This window comes from Stenotrophomonas sp. K-6, assembly GCF_056861555.1.
Window position 1 is genome coordinate 871351 of sequence record NZ_JBSPUC010000001.1, and the last position, 16308, is coordinate 887658.

The window sequence follows — 16308 nt, forward strand, 5'->3', positions numbered from 1 at the left end:
GGCTGGAATACGAAGGGTCGATGATAGCCTAGTGGCCTGTCCCGCGACTGAAACTGGTCGCCCGGACCCCAAAATTGTCCCTATTGCGGTGTGCCCCCATGTCCGATACCCCTGCTGATTCCGATTCCCCCCGCCAGGCCATCGTGCCCGATACCGCCGCCGGCCGGCGTTTTGACGCGGTCCTGGCCGAGCTGTTCCCCGAGTTTTCCCGGTCCAAGCTGACCGAGTGGATCAAGTCCGGCGACGTCCTGCTGGACGGCGACACCGTGCGCGGGCGCGACCCGGTGCGCGGCGGCGAGGTGGCCAGCCTGCATGTCGTGCTCGACACCCAGACCCACGCCGAGCCGGAGGACATCCCGCTGGAGGTCCTGTACGAGGACGAGCATGTATTCGTGATCAACAAGCCGGTCGGCCTGGTGGTCCACCCCGGCGCGGGCAACCCCACCGGCACCCTGGTCAACGCGCTGCTGTTCCGCGATCCGTCGCTGTCGGTGCTGCCGCGTGCGGGCATCGTGCACCGTCTGGACAAGGACACCAGCGGCGTGATGGTCATCGCCCGCACGATCCAGGCGCAGACCGCGCTGGTCGAGCAGTTGTCCGCGCGTGAAGTGCATCGCCAGTACCTGGCCGTGGTGGTCGGTGCGCTGGTCTCCGGCGGCACCGCCACCGCCGGTATCGACCGCCACCCGCGCGACCGCATCCGCATGGCCGTGCGCGAAGACGGCAAGGAGGCGATCACCCATTACCGCCTGCGCGAGCGTTTCCGTGCGCACACCGCGCTGGAATGCCGCCTGGAAACCGGGCGCACCCACCAGATCCGCGTACACATGGCGCACCTGCGGCATCCGATCATCGGCGATCAGCTGTATGGCGGTGCGCTGAAGCTGCCCAAGGGCGCCAGCGAGGAGCTGGTGGCCGAACTGCGCGGCTTCAAGCGCCAGGCGCTGCACGCTGAAACGCTGGAGTTCGTGCACCCGATCACGGGCGAGAAGATCACCAACAGCGCGCCGCCGCCGGCCGACATGCAGGCCCTGCTGCACGCCCTGCGCGAAGACAGCAAGCGCTTCGCCGAGCAGGAACGCAACCGCCGCTGATGGACGCCACCGTGCCCGTGCTGCCCGCCGACTGGCAGGCCCCGAGCGGGGTCCATGCGCTGACCACCCTGCGCTTCGGCGCGGGCGGTTCGGTGGCGCCGTTCGATCAGTTCAACATGGGCAACCGCTACGCCGCCGACGGCGATGACCCGGCGCAGGTGCAGCGCAACCGCGATCTGCTCGTGCCCGGGCTGGGCCTGCCCTCGGCGCCGCATTGGCTGCGCCAGGTGCATGGCACCGGCGTGCGTCGCTTCACCGCGCCGCCGACGGCCATCGGCGTGGACGCTGAACCCACCGCCGATGCGGCGGTGACCTCGGTCCCGGGTGTGGTACTGGCCATCCTCACCGCTGACTGCCTGCCGGTGGTTCTCGCCGCGCGCGATGGCCGTGAGGTCGGCGCCACCCATGCCGGCTGGCGTGGGCTGGCCGACGGCATGCTGGAGGCCACCGTGGCCGCCATGCAGACCCCGGCCGCGCAGCTGCAGGCATGGCTGGGCCCGGCCGCCGGGCCCGCGCTGTATGAGATCGGCGAGGACGTGTTCGAGGCCTTCGTCGAGCGCGACGAGGGCGCCGCCGCAGCCTTCGTGGCGACCCGGCCGGGGCACTGGAAGGTGGACCTGTACGCGCTGGCCCGCCGGCGCCTGCAGTCTGCAGGCCTGGACGCGGCACACATCAGTGGCGGGCAGTACTGCACCCTGGCGGATCCCCAGCGGTTCTACTCGCACCGGCGCGACCGCCGCACCGGGCGCATGGCGACCCTGGCGTGGATCGCGCCCTGACCATAGAACAGGCGGTGAGTGGAGCGGCCGACGCGGTCATCGTCTTCGACGGCGTCTGCGCACTGTGCAGCCGCTGGGTGCGGTTCCTGCTGCGCGTCGACACGCGCGGCCGCTATCGCTTCGCTGCGATGCAGGGCGTGCACGGACGCGCTTTGATGGAGGCGCACGGGCTGGATCCGGAGGATCCGTCCTCGTTCCTGCTGCTCGAGCAGGGGCACGCATGGACGGACACCGATGCGATCCTCCGCGTGCTGACCGGGTTGGGCGGTGCATGGCGTGTAGTCGGCGTGCTGCGCTGGTTGCCCCGCGCGCTGCTTGACCGCGCGTATCGCGCGCTGGCGCGCAACCGGTATCGGTGGTTCGGTCGTCACGACACGTGTTTTCTACCGACTCCAGAGCAGGCGGCTCGGTTCCTGGACTAAGAAGGGACGCGTTGCCGGCCAGCGGCCGGCACTACCCTTCCAGCGCCTGCAGATACGTCCGCCGCCAATGATTGATGTCGTAGGTGCGCAGGTGCTCCATCATCGCCTGCCAGCGCTCCACGCGCTTCTTCAGCGGCATGGTTGCCGCCGTGGCGATCGCATCGGCCACGCCATCCAGGTCATGCGGATTGACCAGCAGCGCCTGCTTCAACTCATCTGCGGCACCGGCCAGCAGTGACAGCACCAGCACGCCCGGATTCTCGGGGTCCTGCGAGGCGACGTATTCCTTGGCGACCAGGTTCATGCCATCGCGCAGCGGCGTCACCAGCCCGACCGCAGCCGCCCGGTAGAAACCGGTCAGGGTGGCGTGGGTGAAGTTCTGATTGACGTAGCGCAACGGGGTCCAGTCGGGTGCAGCATGACCACCGTTGATGTGGCCGGCGATCTGCTCCAGCTGGCTGCGCAGCTGACGGTACTCGGTGACATCCCCGCGCGAGACCGGGGCGATCTGCAGGTAGGTCAACGAGCCGTGCTGGTCCGGATGGCGCTCCAGATAGCGCTCGAACCCCTGGAAGCGTTCGGGCAGGCCCTTGGAGTAGTCCAGCCGGTCCACGCCGATCGCCAGCTGACGATTGCGCAGGCTGCCGCGCAGGTCCTTGACCGCCGGCTTGTTCGCCCCCGCCTTGGCCTGGCGAGCAATGAACTCAGTATCGATGCCGATCGGGAAAGCGGCCGCGCGGAAACGTCGGCCACCGGGTGCTTCCAGCTCGCCATCGGGCAATACGCGGCCGCCACCGAACAGGCGCACGTAGGACTGGAAACGATCCGCATCGCGCTGGGTCTGAAAGCCGACCAGATCGTAGGCGTAGAGGCTGGAGAACAGCCGCAGGTGGTCCGGCAGCGCCTGCAGCAGATCGGCCGAGGGCATCGGCACGTGCAGGAAGAAGCCGATCCGGCAGCCGATGCCGCGCTCGCGCAGCAGCGAGGCCAGCGGGATCAGGTGATAGTCGTGGATCCAGACGATGTCGTCCTCGCGCAGCAGCGGCGCGAGCTTCTCGGCGAACAACGCGTTGACGCGGCGATAGGTTTCGCGCGTGGCGCGGTCGTAGTCGACCAGGTCCAGCCGGAAGTGCAGCAACGGCCACAGCGTGCGGTTGGCGAAGCCGTTGTAGTAGCCATCCACGTCGCGTTTGTTGAGGTCCATGGTGACGTAGCGGATGTCACCGTCCACCTGCTCGTGCAGCGTGCCGCTGTTGTCGCGGGTGGACTTGCCGCTCCAGCCGAACCACAGCCCGCCACGCTCCTTGAGCGCGGCCAGCAGGCCGACCGCCAGGCCGCCGGCGCGGGATTCACCGGGAACGGCGACCCGGTTGGAGACGACGACCAGGCGGCTCATGAGGCCTCCTGCCAGCTGCGCGACAGGCGCATGGCGGCGGTGATCAGGCCCACGTGCGAATAGGTCTGCGGGAAGTTGCCCCATGCTTCGCCGTTGTCGAACGCCAGATCCTCGGAGAGCAGGCCCAGGTGGTTGCGCCGCTCCAGCAGCGTTTCGAACATCTCGCGTGCTTCGTCCAGACGGCCGATCGCGGCAAGTGCATCGATGTACCAGAACGTGCAGATGGTGAAGCTGGTTTCCGGCTCGCCGAAATCATCCGGCGCCACGTAACGGTACAGCGCGTTGCCGTGCTTGAGATCGCGGCCGATCGCCTCGACCGTGGCAACGAAGCGCGCATCCGTGGCTTCGATGAAGCCGATGTCGGCCAGCAGCAGCAACGAGGCGTCCAGGCGGTGCCCGCCGAAGGTGTCGGTGAAGTGGCCGAGTTCTTCGCTCCATGCCTCGCGCATGATGCGGGCATGGATGGTGTCGGCCCGCTCACGCCAGTAGGTGGCGCGGTCATCCAGCTTCAGGCGCACCGCGATCTTGCACAGGCGATCACAGGCTGCCCAGCACATCGCGCTGGTGTAGGTGTGTACCTCCGTGCGGCCGCGGAATTCCCACAGCCCGGCATCGGGTACGTCGTGCAGGGTGAAGGCCTGCTCGCCGAGCGGCTCCAGCCGGGCGAAGGTGTGCGCATCGCCCGGATCCTGCAGACGGCGATCGAAGAACAGCTGGGTGGAGGCGAGCACCACGCTGCCGTACACATCGTGCTGGCGCTGCACCCAGGCCAGGTTGCCGCGGCGCACCGGGCCCATGCCGCGATAGCCGGACAGCGAGGCGACTTCGGTTTCCTCCAGCTTGGCCTCAAAGCTGATGCCATACAGCGGCTGCAGGCTGCCATCAGCGGTGGCCAGGTTGAAGATGTAGCCCAGGAACTGCTCCATCGTGCGGGTCGCGCCGAGGCGGTTGAGCGTGCGCACCACGAAGGCGGCATCGCGCAGCCAGCAGTAGCGGTAGTCCCAGTTGCGGATGCTGCCGGGCGCTTCCGGGATGGAGGTGGTCATCGCGGCGATGATCGCGCCGCTGTCTTCGTACTGGCACAGCTTGAGCGTGATCGCGCTGCGGATCACCGCGTCCTGCCACTCCAGCGGGATGGACAGATAACGCACCCATTCGCGCCAATAGTCGCGCGTGCGCTGGAAGGATTCCTGCACGTAGCCACTGAGTGAGCGGTTGAGCGATTCGTCCACGCCGAGCACCAGATGCACGGGATGATTGAGTACGAACGGCAGGCCATCGCGAACGAAACGCAGCGGCACATCGGTGGTCAGGCGCAGCACGTGGTCCGGCAGCACCCAGCGGATGTGATTGCTGCCCCAGGTGGCATCCGGGACGCGGGCGCCCCAGTCGGCCAGCGGGCGTGCGCGCACGATGATGCGCGGGTTGCCCGACAGTGGACGCACCTGGCGGATCAGGCTGACCGGCCGGTAAAAGCGGTCGTTCTGGCGCCACCGCGGCGCGAAGTCGATGATTTCCAGCGCGCCACCGTGCTTGTCACGCAGCACGGTGCGCAGGATGGCGGTGTTGGTCAGGTAGCTCTGTTCGCTGTCGACCATGTCCTCCAGCTCGATGCCGAAGTCGCCGCCTTCCTGTTGATTGGGGCCGAGCAGGGCGCAGAAGGTCGGGTCACCGTCGAAGGTCGGCAGACAGCTCCAGACAACACGCGCGTGCTTGTCGATCAGCGCGCCGAAGCTGCCATTGCCGACTACGCCCAGATTCAGATCGGGTTCGCTCATGATGCAGAAAGTCTCGTGTCATGCCGCGGCGGCACACCGGTGGGGGAGACCTGCGCGCGGCGTCAGGGGGCCTTGGGGATCAAGGCATCAGTAGGCATTCTCGCGAAGCCACGCGTGCACGCTGCGTATGGTGGGCAGGGCAAACACCGCATCGCTGGGCTCGCGTTCACCGACCAGCACGCTCCAGCCATGCAGATCGTTGGCGGCGCCGAAGCCGAACTCATCGGTAAGGTCATCGCCGACGAACACCGGCATGCGATCGCGGAACGGGGGCTGCAGCATCAACTGCCGCATCGCACGTCCCTTGTCGCTGCCCTCGGGCAGGAATTCGATGACGTGATCGCCGGGCTGCAGCCGGTAGCCGGCGTGGCCGCGGATGTGCCGCTCGGCGAAAGCGCGCACGTCGTCGGCGGCGTGCGGTGCCCCGCGCCAGTGCAGAGCCAGACTGCGGCCTTTGTCCTCGACCAGGACGCCGGGATAGCCATGCGCGAAGCGCATCGCCTGCTGGTGCAGGGCATGCAGCCACTCGCTGGTATCGGCAGACGGATCACTGCTCTGCGCACGCGGCTCGTGGTTGCGCAGCTCATGACCATGCAGGCCGGCGGCGGGCAGGCTCAACGGTGCAAAGAGTTTGTCCAGCTGCGCGAGCGGTCGCCCGCTGATCAGCGCGACAGCACCATCGAGCCGGTCGCTGATACGCCCGATGGCTTCACGCACGTCGGGCAGCAACGCGACCGACTCAGGGTCGTCCGCGAACTCGATAAGGGTGCCATCCACGTCCAGGAACAGCGCACAGGCATCGTCCAGCAGCGGCGGCGGCGGACGTTGGGGGAAGTCGTTGGCCATAGCGGCCAACATGCCAGCGTGGATGTGATTGCCAGGTTAATGACGCCCACATCCACGCCGCGGCCGGCGCTACCGGTCAGAAGGTATATCGCACGCGGCCGTAGTAGTACGCACCATTGCTGCCGATCGGTGACAGCACGTCGTACGGCAGGTTGCCGAAGTAGTAGATGTCATCGTTGGACAGATCCGAGTAGTTGTCGGTCAGGTTCTGACCGCCCACTGCCACGCTCCACTGTGGGGTGATCTTGTACTCGACCTCGGCATCCAGCTGCCATTCCGCCCCATAGGTCTGGCGCGGGATGTAGCCATCGCCGAAGTTGAACACACGGGTGACGCTGCCATAGCGGCTGAGGCGGCTGGTCAACGACCACTGATCATTGGCCCAGCTGGCCGCCAGCGCGGCGCGCGTGCGCGGGGTGGCATCGGTCAGCGTGTTGGTCTCTTCCACGCCGAACAGCACATAGTCCGGGTCCAAGGCGAGCAGGCCCGGCGGCGTGGCAAGCACGTTCTTCAACGTGGTCTTGGTGTAGGCATAGGTGCCGGTCAGCACCAGCTCGCCGTTGCCCAGCGACTGCCGCCAGTTGCTCACCAGTTCGGCACCGCGGGTGCGGGTATCGGCGGCGTTGACGAAGAAGCTGGCGCTCTGCAGGCCGGCCACGCCGAACTGCTGCTGTACATAATCGGTCAGCGCGTCACCGGTGATGCTCTCCGACAGCGCGATGCGGTCATCGATGTCGATCTGGAAGAAGTCCAGCGAGACATCGAAGTGATCGCCGATGCGGCTGGTGAAGCCCAGGCTGGTGTTGAGCGACTTCTCCGGCTTCAGGTCGGTGGCGCCGAGACCGCGCGCGATCGGATTGTTGACCGACAGCACCCGGCCCTGCACCAGCTGGCCGGCCGCGTTGTAGCCGGTGGAGGTTGACTCGTAGCCGATCTGCGCCAGTGAGGGCGCGCGGAAGTTGTTGGAGACCGCACCACGCAGCGCGAAGGCCGGAGTGAATTCGTAGCGCAGGCCGAGCTTGCCGGTGAGCTCACCGCCGAAGTCGTCGCTGTGCTCGTAGCGCGCCGCCAGATCGCTGGAGAAATGTTCGCCGAACTGGCTGGACAGGCTGGCATAGGCGCTGGCCACATCGCGCGACAGCGAGGTCGCATCCTGCGGGGTCAGGCCGCCACCGGCCTGCGAGCCGGTCGGGCGATCCGTGAACGGACCCGCGGCATAGCTGCTCGGGTCACCGGGGCGGGTTTCGTAATGGTCGCGGCGCGCTTCCAGGCCCAGGCCCAGGCTGTGGGTGATGCTGTCGCCCTGCGAGAACACGCGGCCCAGATCGAAGTTGGCCACCGTCAGCTCGTTGCGGTAGTCGCCGGTCTTGAACCGGGTCGGGCTGGTCGGGCCGAGCGAGGCGTTGATCGAATTGCGCAGGCGGTAGGTGAACGTGTTGAGGCCGTAATCCAGGCTGGCATCGTAGTTCCACTCGCCCCACTGGCCCTTCGCACCGGCCACGGCCTGCACGTCGCGGTTCTCGCCTTCGGAGATCGGGCGGTAGCCGTTGGGGTAGACCTGGGCCCAGTTGGCGTCGCTGTCCGGGTAGCGGAAGTAGTTCGCGCCTTCGCTGTCGCGCTGGTTGAAGGTGGCGAAGCTGTAGAACGTGGAGGTTTCACCGAACGGCAGCTGCGCGTTGTACCAGGCGTTCAGATCCTTGGTCTTGCCGTCGCCGAGCACGTAGTTGCGCTTGCCCTGCAGCGCAAGGTTGGTATCGCTCTGGTCCCACGGCGGGATCTGATCGAAGCCGGCGCGGTTGGTACCTTCGTGGTTCTTCAGCTCCAGGCCGACGCGCAGGAAACCGCCGTCTTCGCCCAGTGCGGTGCCGACCTTGGCGCTGGCGTAGCTGGTCTGGCCGTCGGTGATGGTGCGGTCGATCGGCTTGAGATCGGTGTGGTTGGCGCCGAAGCTGGCCTCGAATGCGCCACCTTCCGGGGCGTCATCCAGGATGACGTTGATCACACCGGCCACCGCGTCCGAGCCGTACAGCGCACCGGCGCCATCGCGCAGTACTTCGATGCGCTTGATCGCGCTGACCGGGATCGCGTTGAAATCGACCGGGGTGGTGCCCTTGCCGATCTTGCTGTCGGTGTTGACCAGCGCGCTGCTGTGGCGGCGCTTGCCGTTGACCAGCACCAGCACCTGATCGGGTGAGAGCCCGCGCAGCTGGGCGGCACGGATGTGGTCGGCGCCGCCGGAGTTGGACTGGCGCGGGAAGTTGAACGAGGGCAGCAGCGCCTGCAGCGCGCTGCCCAATTCGCCGTTGACCACGCCGGCCTTGCGGATGTCCTCAGCGGTGAGCACGTCCACCGGCGAGGTGGATTCCAGTACGGTCCGGTCGATGGCGCGGGTGCCGGTCACGATCACGGTGTCCAACGTCTGGGCGGTGTTCGGCGCGTCCTGCGCAAGTACGTCCTGGGCCAACAGGGGGGAGGAGAGGACGAGCGCGATGGCAAGGCCAAGGCGCGACGCGGACGGACGGGACATACGGACTCCAGCAGGACGACGGGGGGGGGAGGGGGAGGAGGAGCGGGCTTGGCGACCAATGGCCGGCACTACCAATCCATCCGGATGAAGCGATATATTATCTTCGCGTGATCGTCCTGTGTGACGCAAGTCCCATCGGGGTGGTTATCAGCAGATAGCCATTGGCGATCTGTACCGGACCCGGATGTCCGGCACGCTCCTTCCCCTGCCTGTCCCTGTGTTCCGGAGAGTTGTCCATGTCGTTCCGCGCCATCCTGTTTGCCCTGGTCCTGGCCACCAGCGGCTGTGCCACCGCCGCCCCGACCGCCAAGCCGACCCCGCCCGCCACCGCCACGGCCACCCTGCAGGGCGATGCGGCGCGCCCGGACGCGGCGGCCGGCTGGGTCCGCAGCGAGCTCTACTTCGGTGTGGGGGAGGAAACCGGCGTGGCCGACCGGCCGCAGACCGAAGGCATCACCGACGCGCAGTGGCGCGCCTTCCTCGACAAGGAAGTCACCCCGCGCTTCCCGGACGGCCTGACCGTGTTCGACGCCTACGGCCAGTGGCTGTTCCGCGGTGCGCCCGAGCCGAACCGCCTGCGCACCAAGGTGCTGGTGGTCCTGCACGAGAACACCCCGCAGCGCCGCGCCGACATCGAAGCGATCCGCCTTGCGTGGAAGCAGGCGACCGGGCACCAGTCGGTGCTGTGGGCACAGCAGGCGGTTGAAGTATCGTTCTGAGCCAGGGCGCCGCGGTGGCGCTGCAAGGAGCGATGATGAAACACAGGGATGCGATGCTGGCTGCGGTGGTGATGGGCCTGGCGGCAACGTGCGCGCACGCGCAGGATGCCGCCCAAGCCCGGCTTCAAGTCGACGTGGCTGCCGGCGTGCAGGTGCAGGCGACGCTGCAGGAAGACGGCGGCATAGCCGTCGTGCTGACCCCCTCGGGCAAGCGCCAGGTGCTGCCGGGGGTGGCCGACGCGGACGGCAACGCGCGTCTGTCTGCCGAGGATGTCGACTTCGACGGGCGGCCGGAGCTGGTCGCGCGCGCCTCGGTGGGCATGGTCAATGAAGCCGTAGCGGTGTATCGCTACGACCCGGCCACGAAGCAGCTGGTGGCATTGGAGCCGATCTCCACCGAAGGCGCGCAATGCGGTGGTCTGATGGGCCTGACCGTGGATGCAACCACGCGCACCCTGAGCAGCAGCTGCCGCGGTGGCCCGATGTGGTACGTGGACCAGTACCGTTACGACGGCGGTCGCCTGTACCTGTACCGCGCAGAACGTCTGTTGATGCTCGACGATGTGCTGGAGCCATACGTGTTCATCAAGCAGACCGCCGACAGCGGTCCCTTGGCGGTCTGGAGCACCTTCGATCCTGCCGGCAAGGTACTTCAGACGGCCATCGGCGATGGGCTGGAAACGCCGCGCGCCGGCGCGCCGCTGATGCCCATATCCGGCCATGTGATGGTGGCGCGGCTGCCCTTGTACAGCCGCCCCGGTGATGCCACGACCAAACGCTACCTGGTGCGCGATGACCGCGTGGAACTGCTGGATGAGCGCGACGGCTGGGTGCAGGTGCGCTATGACAATCCCACGCGCGGCGCGGTGCTGGGCTGGGTGAACACGCAGCCGTGATCGCGCGCTGCCACGGGTAAACCCACATGGGTGTCACTTGCCCGGGACTAGGCTGACGCTTCCCCCTCGTCGTGGAAGCATGTCATGAGCAAGCGCGTTGCCGAGATCGTGGTTGAAACCCTGCAGGCCGCCGGTGTCCGTCACTGTTACGGCATTGTCGGCGATACCCTCAACTACGTCACCGATGCCATCCACCACAGCGGGATCGAGTGGGTGCACATGCGGCATGAGGAAGTGGCCGCGTTTGCTGCCGGTGCCGAGTCGTTGATCAGCGGGCAGCTCACCGCCTGCGCCGGCTCGTGCGGCCCCGGTGGGCTGCACTTCATCAACGGCGTGTTCGAGACCAACCGCAACCGCGCGCCGATGGTGTTGATCGCCAGCCAGGTAGTCACCGCCGAACTGGGCATGGAGTTCCCGCAGGAAGTCGATTTCAAGGCGGTCTACGGCAGCTGCAGCGTGTTCTGCGAACAGGTCCAGAGCGCCGAGCAGGCGCGCCGCGTGGTGACCCTTGCCTGCCAGGCCGCGATCAGCCGCCGCGGGGTGGCGGTGGTGATCCTGCCGGCCGATATCAGCGAAGCCGAAGTCAAGCACGATGTGCCGTTCTCGGTGCACTACACCCAGCCGGTGCTGCGCCCCTCGGACGACGAACTGCAGCGCATCGCCGCGCTGATCGGCGAGGGCAAGCGGATCGGCATCTATGCCGGTGCCGGCTGCGAGCATGCGCACGATGCACTGGTCGCACTCGGTGCCAGGCTCAAGGCACCGATCGCGCATACCTCGCGTGCGAAGGATTTCGTGGAGTACGACAACCCGTACAACATGGGCATGACCGGCATCTTCGGCATCGAATCCGGGTATCACACGCTGATGGCCTGCGACACGCTGCTGCTGCTCGGCGCGGACTTCGCGTGGGGCCAGTACTACCCGGACAAGGCCACGCTGATCCAGGTGGATCGCGATGGCAGCCATCTTGGCCGCCGGCATCCCGTGAACCTTGGCGTGGTGGGTGACATCGGCCCGACCCTGGAGGCGCTGCTGCCGTTGCTGCCCGAGCGCGAGGACCGCAGCTTCCTGGACGAATGCCTGGAGCACCGTGAGAAGGCGCTCGCCACGCGCGCCAAGGAAGAGCAGCCGGGCGAGGGTGAGCTGATTCACCCGCAGCACCTGACCGCGCTGATCGACCGCCACGCCGCCGACGATGCGCTGTTCACCGCTGACGGCGGCTCGCCGATGGTCTGGATCCTGCGCCATATCCGCGTCAACGGCCGCCGCCGCACGCTGACCAGCCTGCTGCACGGCACGATGGCCAACGCGATGCCGCAGGCGCTGGGCCTGCAGAAGGCCTATCCGGGCCGGCAGGTGATCTCGCTGTCCGGTGACGGCGGCCTGGCGATGCTGCTCGGCGACCTGCTCACCGCCGTGCAGGAGAACCTGCCGATCAAGGTGGTGGTCTACAACAACAGCTCGCTGAACTTCGTGGAGCTGGAGCAGAAGGTCGAGGGCCTGCTGGACAATTACACCGACCTGAAGAACCCCGATTTCGGCCGGCTGGCCGAGGTGATCGGCTTCTACGGGCGCACGGTTACCCGCTCGGAAGACCTGGAGCAGGCCGTGCAGGACATCCTGGCCCATCCCGGCCCGGCCCTGCTGGACGTGCACACCAGCCCGACCGAGCTGGTGATGCCCCCGCAGGTGGAGGCCAAGCAGGTGGCCGGCACCGCCCTGTACGCGGCCAAGGCGCTGCTCAGCGGGCGGGTCGGGGATGTGCGGGACCTGCTGGCGAACAATTTCCTCAACAAGCCCTGATCCCCACGCGATCCATCGGCGGGCGTCTGTCGGTGTTCCATTCATGCGCCTGTTACTGGGGGCGGGGAGGCCCTACCATCGGCTACCCCCCCTCCCCACGGCCGCCCTGCGCATGTCCGCCACTGCTCCCGTCCCCTCCGGACGTCCCCGCTGGTTCGTTGCCGGCGATCTCAACGGTTTCTTCGGCCTGGTCGTCGACAATCTGTCGATCCTCGGCTTCATCGCGATGGCGCTGGTCGGCATCTTCCAGTTCCCGGCCGATGTGGTGTTCGGCCGCATGTTCCCGGGTACGGCCTTCGGCGTGCTGGTCGGCAACGTGCTCTACACCGGGATGGCCCGGCGCCTGGCTGCGCGTACCGGGCGTGACGATGTCACCGCGATGCCGCTCGGCCTGGATGCACCGACCAGCATCGGCATGGCGCTGCTGGTGCTCGGCCCGGCCTTCCTGGCTTTCAAGGGGCAGGGACTGGCCCCGCACGATGCCGCCATCGCGACCTGGCAGCTGGGCATGGCCTCGCTGGTGATCATGGGCGTGCTGAAGGTGATCCTCTCGTTCTTCGGCGAGGCGGTCACCCGCGCGCTGCCGCGTGCCTCGCTGCTGGGCTCCATCGCCGGTATCGCGATCGTGCTGATGGGCTTCCTGCCGCTGCTGGAAACGCTGCGCTCGCCGATCGTCGGCTTCGTCACGCTGGGCCTGCTGCTGTACGTGCTGATCGCCAAGCGCAAGTTGCCGATCCGCGCGCCCGGCGTGCTGGTCGCGTTCGTGTTCGGCACGATCCTGTATTACGGCCTCGGGCTTGCCGGGCTGGGCGCACCGGGCTTCAAGGTGCCCGAGTGGGTGCCGCCGCAGGTGGTACTGCCGTGGCCGACGCTGGGCTTCATCGACGGCCTGCCGACCGCGATCACCTACCTGCCGCTGCTGCTGCCGTTCGGCTTGCTGATGGTGGTGGGCGGCATCAACGTCTCCGAGAGCGCGCGCGCGGCCGGTGACGATTACCGCACCCGCGACATCCTGCTGGTGGAAGCCATCGCCACGCTGGTGGCCGGCTTCTGCGGCGGTGTGGCGCAGACCACACCGTACATCGGCCAACCGGCCTACAAGCACATGGGCGCGCGCAGCGGTTACACGCTGCTGACCGGCCTGTTCGTCGGCATCGGCGGTATGCTGGGCGTGATCTCCGGGCTGGTGCAGTGGCTGCCGCTGGCCGTGCTGGCCCCGATCATCGTGTACGTGGCGATCGACATCACCACCCAGGCCTTCCAGGCCACGCCGCGCGAACATGCCGGCGCGATGGTGCTCGGTTTCCTGCCCTCGGTGGCCTACCTGCTGGCGATCAAGGCGCCGGGCTGGATCGCACCGGAGCAGCTGGCAGCGATGACCACCACCCTGGATGGGCATGGCCTGCCGGAGCTGGCGGTGATCTTCACCCTGGGCAACGGCTTCATCATCACCTCGATGCTGTGGATCGCGGCGGTGGTGGCGATGATCGACGGGAAGCTGCTGCGCGCCTCCGGGTTCCTGCTGGTGGCTGCGGCGCTGACGCTGTTCGGCCTGATCCACTCGGTGGACCCGCGCGGTGGCATCTACCTGCCGTGGCAGCTGGAAGGACTGCCGAAGATCATCAGCTGGCAGTTCACCGGCGCGTATGTGGCGCTGGCCGGGTTGCTGGCGCTGCTCTCGCTGCAGAAGCAGCCTGGAGAGCGTACGTAACGCCCCGGTAGTGCCGGCCGTTGGCCGGCTGCTTTTCCCTGCGCTCACGACCAACGGTCGTGAGCTACCGCCGCATGCGTCGCTAACCCCGGCGAGGCATCATTGCTCGCCATCCAGCTCCGGGTAATGCCGGAAGATGCCGTTGATGTTGAAGGGCAGGCGCCGTTCGGAGGCGAGGTAGGCCACGATGTTGGGCCGGGTTTCCACCCGGTCCTTCAATGCACGCAGTTGCGGCAGTGTGGGCCATAGCGCCTGCATGCGGCGCGGGAACATGTAGTCCAGCCCGCTCAGCAGCTGGAACAGCGACAGATCCACATACGAATGCTCGCGCAGCGGATGCCGCCCGCCGTTGTGCTTGAGCACGCTCTCGAAATACGTCAGGAACTTGGGCATGCGCTCGCCGCGCATCGACTCCGCGCGCGCCTTGGCTTCGTGCTTCTGATCCTCGTAGTATTTTGACGCAGCGATGGGGTGATGGGTGTCGTGCACCTCGGCGACCAGATCGGCGATGGCCAATTGCAGCTGGAGTGCCTGCTGCCGCCGTGAGCTCGCGTCGGGCACCAGGCCGAGCGTCGGTCCCAGATGATCCAGGATCGCGCCAACCTGGGCGATGACCTGCTTGCCCGAGCGCAGGAACGGCGGAGCGAACGGCTGCAGACCCTCGACCTTACCGTCCAGGTAGGGCTGCATCACGGCATCGCCGTGCACCCGCGCCATATCGGTGTAGCCAGCGCCGGCATCCTCAAGCGCGAGGCGGACAAACTCGCCGCGCCCCTGGATACCGGTCCAGTAATACAGTTCGTAATGCATGCAGCCACTCCGTGCGTCATCTGCACCCAGCATTGCCCACGCCCGGGGAAGCAGGCGTGAGCGCAGCGTGGTTCCCGTGCTAGGGTCGAGCGGGGCGGTTGATGGGAGTACGCGATGCGGAGGTGGGTACTGGGCATGTGCGTGGCGGCGTTGCCGGCCACGGCAGCGGCCGATCCGGTGGCGCTGCACGATGGGTTCGGCTACAGCGACGCGGTACTGCGTGCGGAGTTGACCACGCTGCGCGACATGAGCCGCGCACCCGGTCCGCGTCGTCACCTGGGCGCGGCGGGGTATCACCGCGTCCGTGGCGAGCTGGCCGCGTCCAACCGTGCAGCACGCCAGTGCCTGGAGGAGACGCGGGATGCACCCCCTGCGCTGCAGGGGCTGGCGTTTCTGTGCGAATCCACCCTCGCCGGCAATGCGCTGATCGAGGGCGATATCGCCGGCTGGGCGAGCCTGATGCTGCGCGTGCGCGAGGACTACCAGCGCACCATCGTGCCAATGCTCAGGGCCGGCGATGAAGTACCCGATGTCACCCGGCCGGCGTTCGCGTCCTTCACCACCTGGCCGCGCAGCGCGGTGCCTGCGCCCGCGCGGGCGCAGGATGTGGCGGTGCCGATCCAGTTCAGCAATGAGCTGCCCTCGGTGACGCTTACCCTGCATGGCACGCGCGACGGCGCGGCGGTCGCCCGGGAGGCGTCCTTCATCGTCGATACCGGCGCCCCGCGCTCGCACATCAGCCGCGCGCTGGCCGAGTCGCTCGGCCTGCCGGTCACGGAGAACTTCGTGGTCTCGCGCATCGTCGCCGGCGACATCCAGCAGGCGGGCCTGGCGGCGCCGATCGACATCGAGCTGGGCGGACAGCGCGTGCGCGATGTGTCGTTCAACAGCGAACCCGCGCGCGAGCTCAACCTGATCGGGCTGGATGTGCTTCGCGCGCTCGGGCGGATCCGCCTCTCACGTGAAACGCTCACCCTGCTGGGGACAGCGTCGCCGGCTGCCTGCACGCGGCGGACGGCGGTGACCTCGTCGCTGTGGGGACCGTTCCAGCAACAGCGGTTTCCCATCCGTGGCCAGGACAACAACCTGATGCTGGTCGATACCGGCTTCAACGGGGCCTTCCAGATGCGCGGCGCGCCACGCGCGTCGGTGCCCGCTGCCGCGATCCAGCGCAAGAACGTCATCACCACCCGCGGGGCGGAGGACATCGAGTACGCCCAGGCCAATACCCCTCTGCAGCTGACCGATACGGTGACCCGCATTCCGGTGGATGTGGCCTTTCAGCCGCCCGACCTGTTTCCCTCGTCCTGGCGGATCGGCTACGGGGTCACCGGCGGCCATGACGTGTTTCTCGACCTGCCCGGTGGCCTCGGCTGCCTGGTGCCGCGGCCGGCCGAGCCTGCGTTGCTGGGCGGGCCCCGACCGCCGGATGAAGCCTGAATCGGCATCTCATCCACCCTTGAAACACGCGCGCGTAACCGCATCTCAGGGACAGTGCTGGCACGGCCAGCCCCGTTTACATCG

The 16308-nt window shown here is 67.5% G+C and carries 13 protein-coding genes; 8 read left to right on the forward strand and 5 right to left on the reverse strand.

Going from position 1 to position 16308, the window contains the following annotated elements; genetic code table 11:
* Positions 1 to 98 precede the first annotated feature (98 nt).
* The 3 genes from rluD to AC13F7_RS03920 are packed head-to-tail and all read left to right on the forward strand — an operon-like array spanning position 99 to position 2295.
* Complete coding sequence (rluD, locus tag AC13F7_RS03910; RefSeq protein WP_123730367.1) at positions 99 to 1094, forward strand: 23S rRNA pseudouridine(1911/1915/1917) synthase RluD; 996 nt, start codon at positions 99 to 101, stop codon at positions 1092 to 1094.
* On the forward strand, positions 1094 to 1873 hold the full coding sequence (gene pgeF, locus AC13F7_RS03915) for a peptidoglycan editing factor PgeF (RefSeq protein WP_482999311.1): 780 nt from the start codon (positions 1094 to 1096) through the stop codon (positions 1871 to 1873). Before rluD ends, pgeF begins: the two co-directional genes overlap by 1 nt.
* Positions 1858 to 2295 (forward strand): thiol-disulfide oxidoreductase DCC family protein, encoded by a 438-nt coding sequence (locus tag AC13F7_RS03920; protein WP_482999312.1) that lies wholly within the window; start codon positions 1858 to 1860, stop codon positions 2293 to 2295. The genes pgeF and AC13F7_RS03920 overlap by 16 nt, the downstream gene beginning before the upstream one ends.
* Positions 2296 to 2326: 31 nt before the next feature.
* On the opposite strand, the gene otsA is transcribed toward AC13F7_RS03920, so the two are convergent.
* The 4 genes from otsA to AC13F7_RS03940 all read right to left on the reverse strand — a co-directional run bounded on the left by otsA (position 2327) and on the right by AC13F7_RS03940 (position 8842).
* Positions 2327 to 3691 carry an alpha,alpha-trehalose-phosphate synthase (UDP-forming) gene (otsA, locus tag AC13F7_RS03925; RefSeq protein ID WP_313213011.1) on the reverse strand — a complete coding sequence of 455 codons (1365 nt, stop codon included), beginning with the start codon at positions 3689 to 3691 and terminating at the stop codon, positions 2327 to 2329.
* On the reverse strand, positions 3688 to 5469 hold the full coding sequence (locus tag AC13F7_RS03930; protein WP_353087280.1) for a glycoside hydrolase family 15 protein: 1782 nt from the start codon (positions 5467 to 5469) through the stop codon (positions 3688 to 3690). The genes otsA and AC13F7_RS03930 overlap by 4 nt, the downstream gene beginning before the upstream one ends.
* An 87-nt stretch (positions 5470 to 5556) precedes the next feature.
* On the reverse strand, positions 5557 to 6315 hold the full coding sequence (gene otsB / locus AC13F7_RS03935; RefSeq protein ID WP_482999313.1) for a trehalose-phosphatase: 759 nt from the start codon (positions 6313 to 6315) through the stop codon (positions 5557 to 5559).
* 76 nt (positions 6316 to 6391) lie between these two features.
* Complete coding sequence (locus AC13F7_RS03940; RefSeq protein ID WP_482999314.1) at positions 6392 to 8842, reverse strand: TonB-dependent receptor plug domain-containing protein; 2451 nt, start codon at positions 8840 to 8842, stop codon at positions 6392 to 6394.
* Between the two features lie 236 nt (positions 8843 to 9078).
* On the opposite strand from AC13F7_RS03940, the gene AC13F7_RS03945 reads away from it, so the two are divergent.
* From AC13F7_RS03945 to AC13F7_RS03960, 4 genes are all read left to right on the forward strand, one after another.
* On the forward strand, positions 9079 to 9561 hold the full coding sequence (locus tag AC13F7_RS03945; RefSeq protein ID WP_481469917.1) for a DUF3574 domain-containing protein: 483 nt from the start codon (positions 9079 to 9081) through the stop codon (positions 9559 to 9561).
* Between the two features lie 35 nt (positions 9562 to 9596).
* Positions 9597 to 10457: an XAC2610-related protein gene (locus AC13F7_RS03950; RefSeq protein ID WP_482999315.1), complete on the forward strand. Its 861-nt coding sequence runs from the start codon at positions 9597 to 9599 to the stop codon at positions 10455 to 10457.
* Between the two features lie 84 nt (positions 10458 to 10541).
* On the forward strand, positions 10542 to 12263 hold the full coding sequence (locus AC13F7_RS03955; protein ID WP_482999316.1) for a thiamine pyrophosphate-dependent enzyme: 1722 nt from the start codon (positions 10542 to 10544) through the stop codon (positions 12261 to 12263).
* A 112-nt stretch (positions 12264 to 12375) separates the two neighbouring features.
* On the forward strand, positions 12376 to 13974 hold the full coding sequence (locus AC13F7_RS03960; protein WP_482999317.1) for a SulP family inorganic anion transporter: 1599 nt from the start codon (positions 12376 to 12378) through the stop codon (positions 13972 to 13974).
* A 99-nt stretch (positions 13975 to 14073) separates the two neighbouring features.
* Here AC13F7_RS03960 and AC13F7_RS03965 read toward each other — a convergent pair whose 3' ends face one another.
* Positions 14074 to 14784: a glutathione S-transferase gene (locus AC13F7_RS03965; RefSeq protein WP_482999318.1), complete on the reverse strand. Its 711-nt coding sequence runs from the start codon at positions 14782 to 14784 to the stop codon at positions 14074 to 14076.
* A gap of 114 nt (positions 14785 to 14898) precedes the next feature.
* Here AC13F7_RS03965 and AC13F7_RS03970 point away from each other — a divergent pair, with 114 nt between their 5' ends.
* The gene (locus AC13F7_RS03970; protein ID WP_482999319.1) at positions 14899 to 16224 is read left to right on the forward strand and encodes a retropepsin-like aspartic protease; all 1326 of its coding nucleotides are present in this window, start codon (positions 14899 to 14901) and stop codon (positions 16222 to 16224) included.
* Positions 16225 to 16308 lie beyond the last annotated feature (84 nt).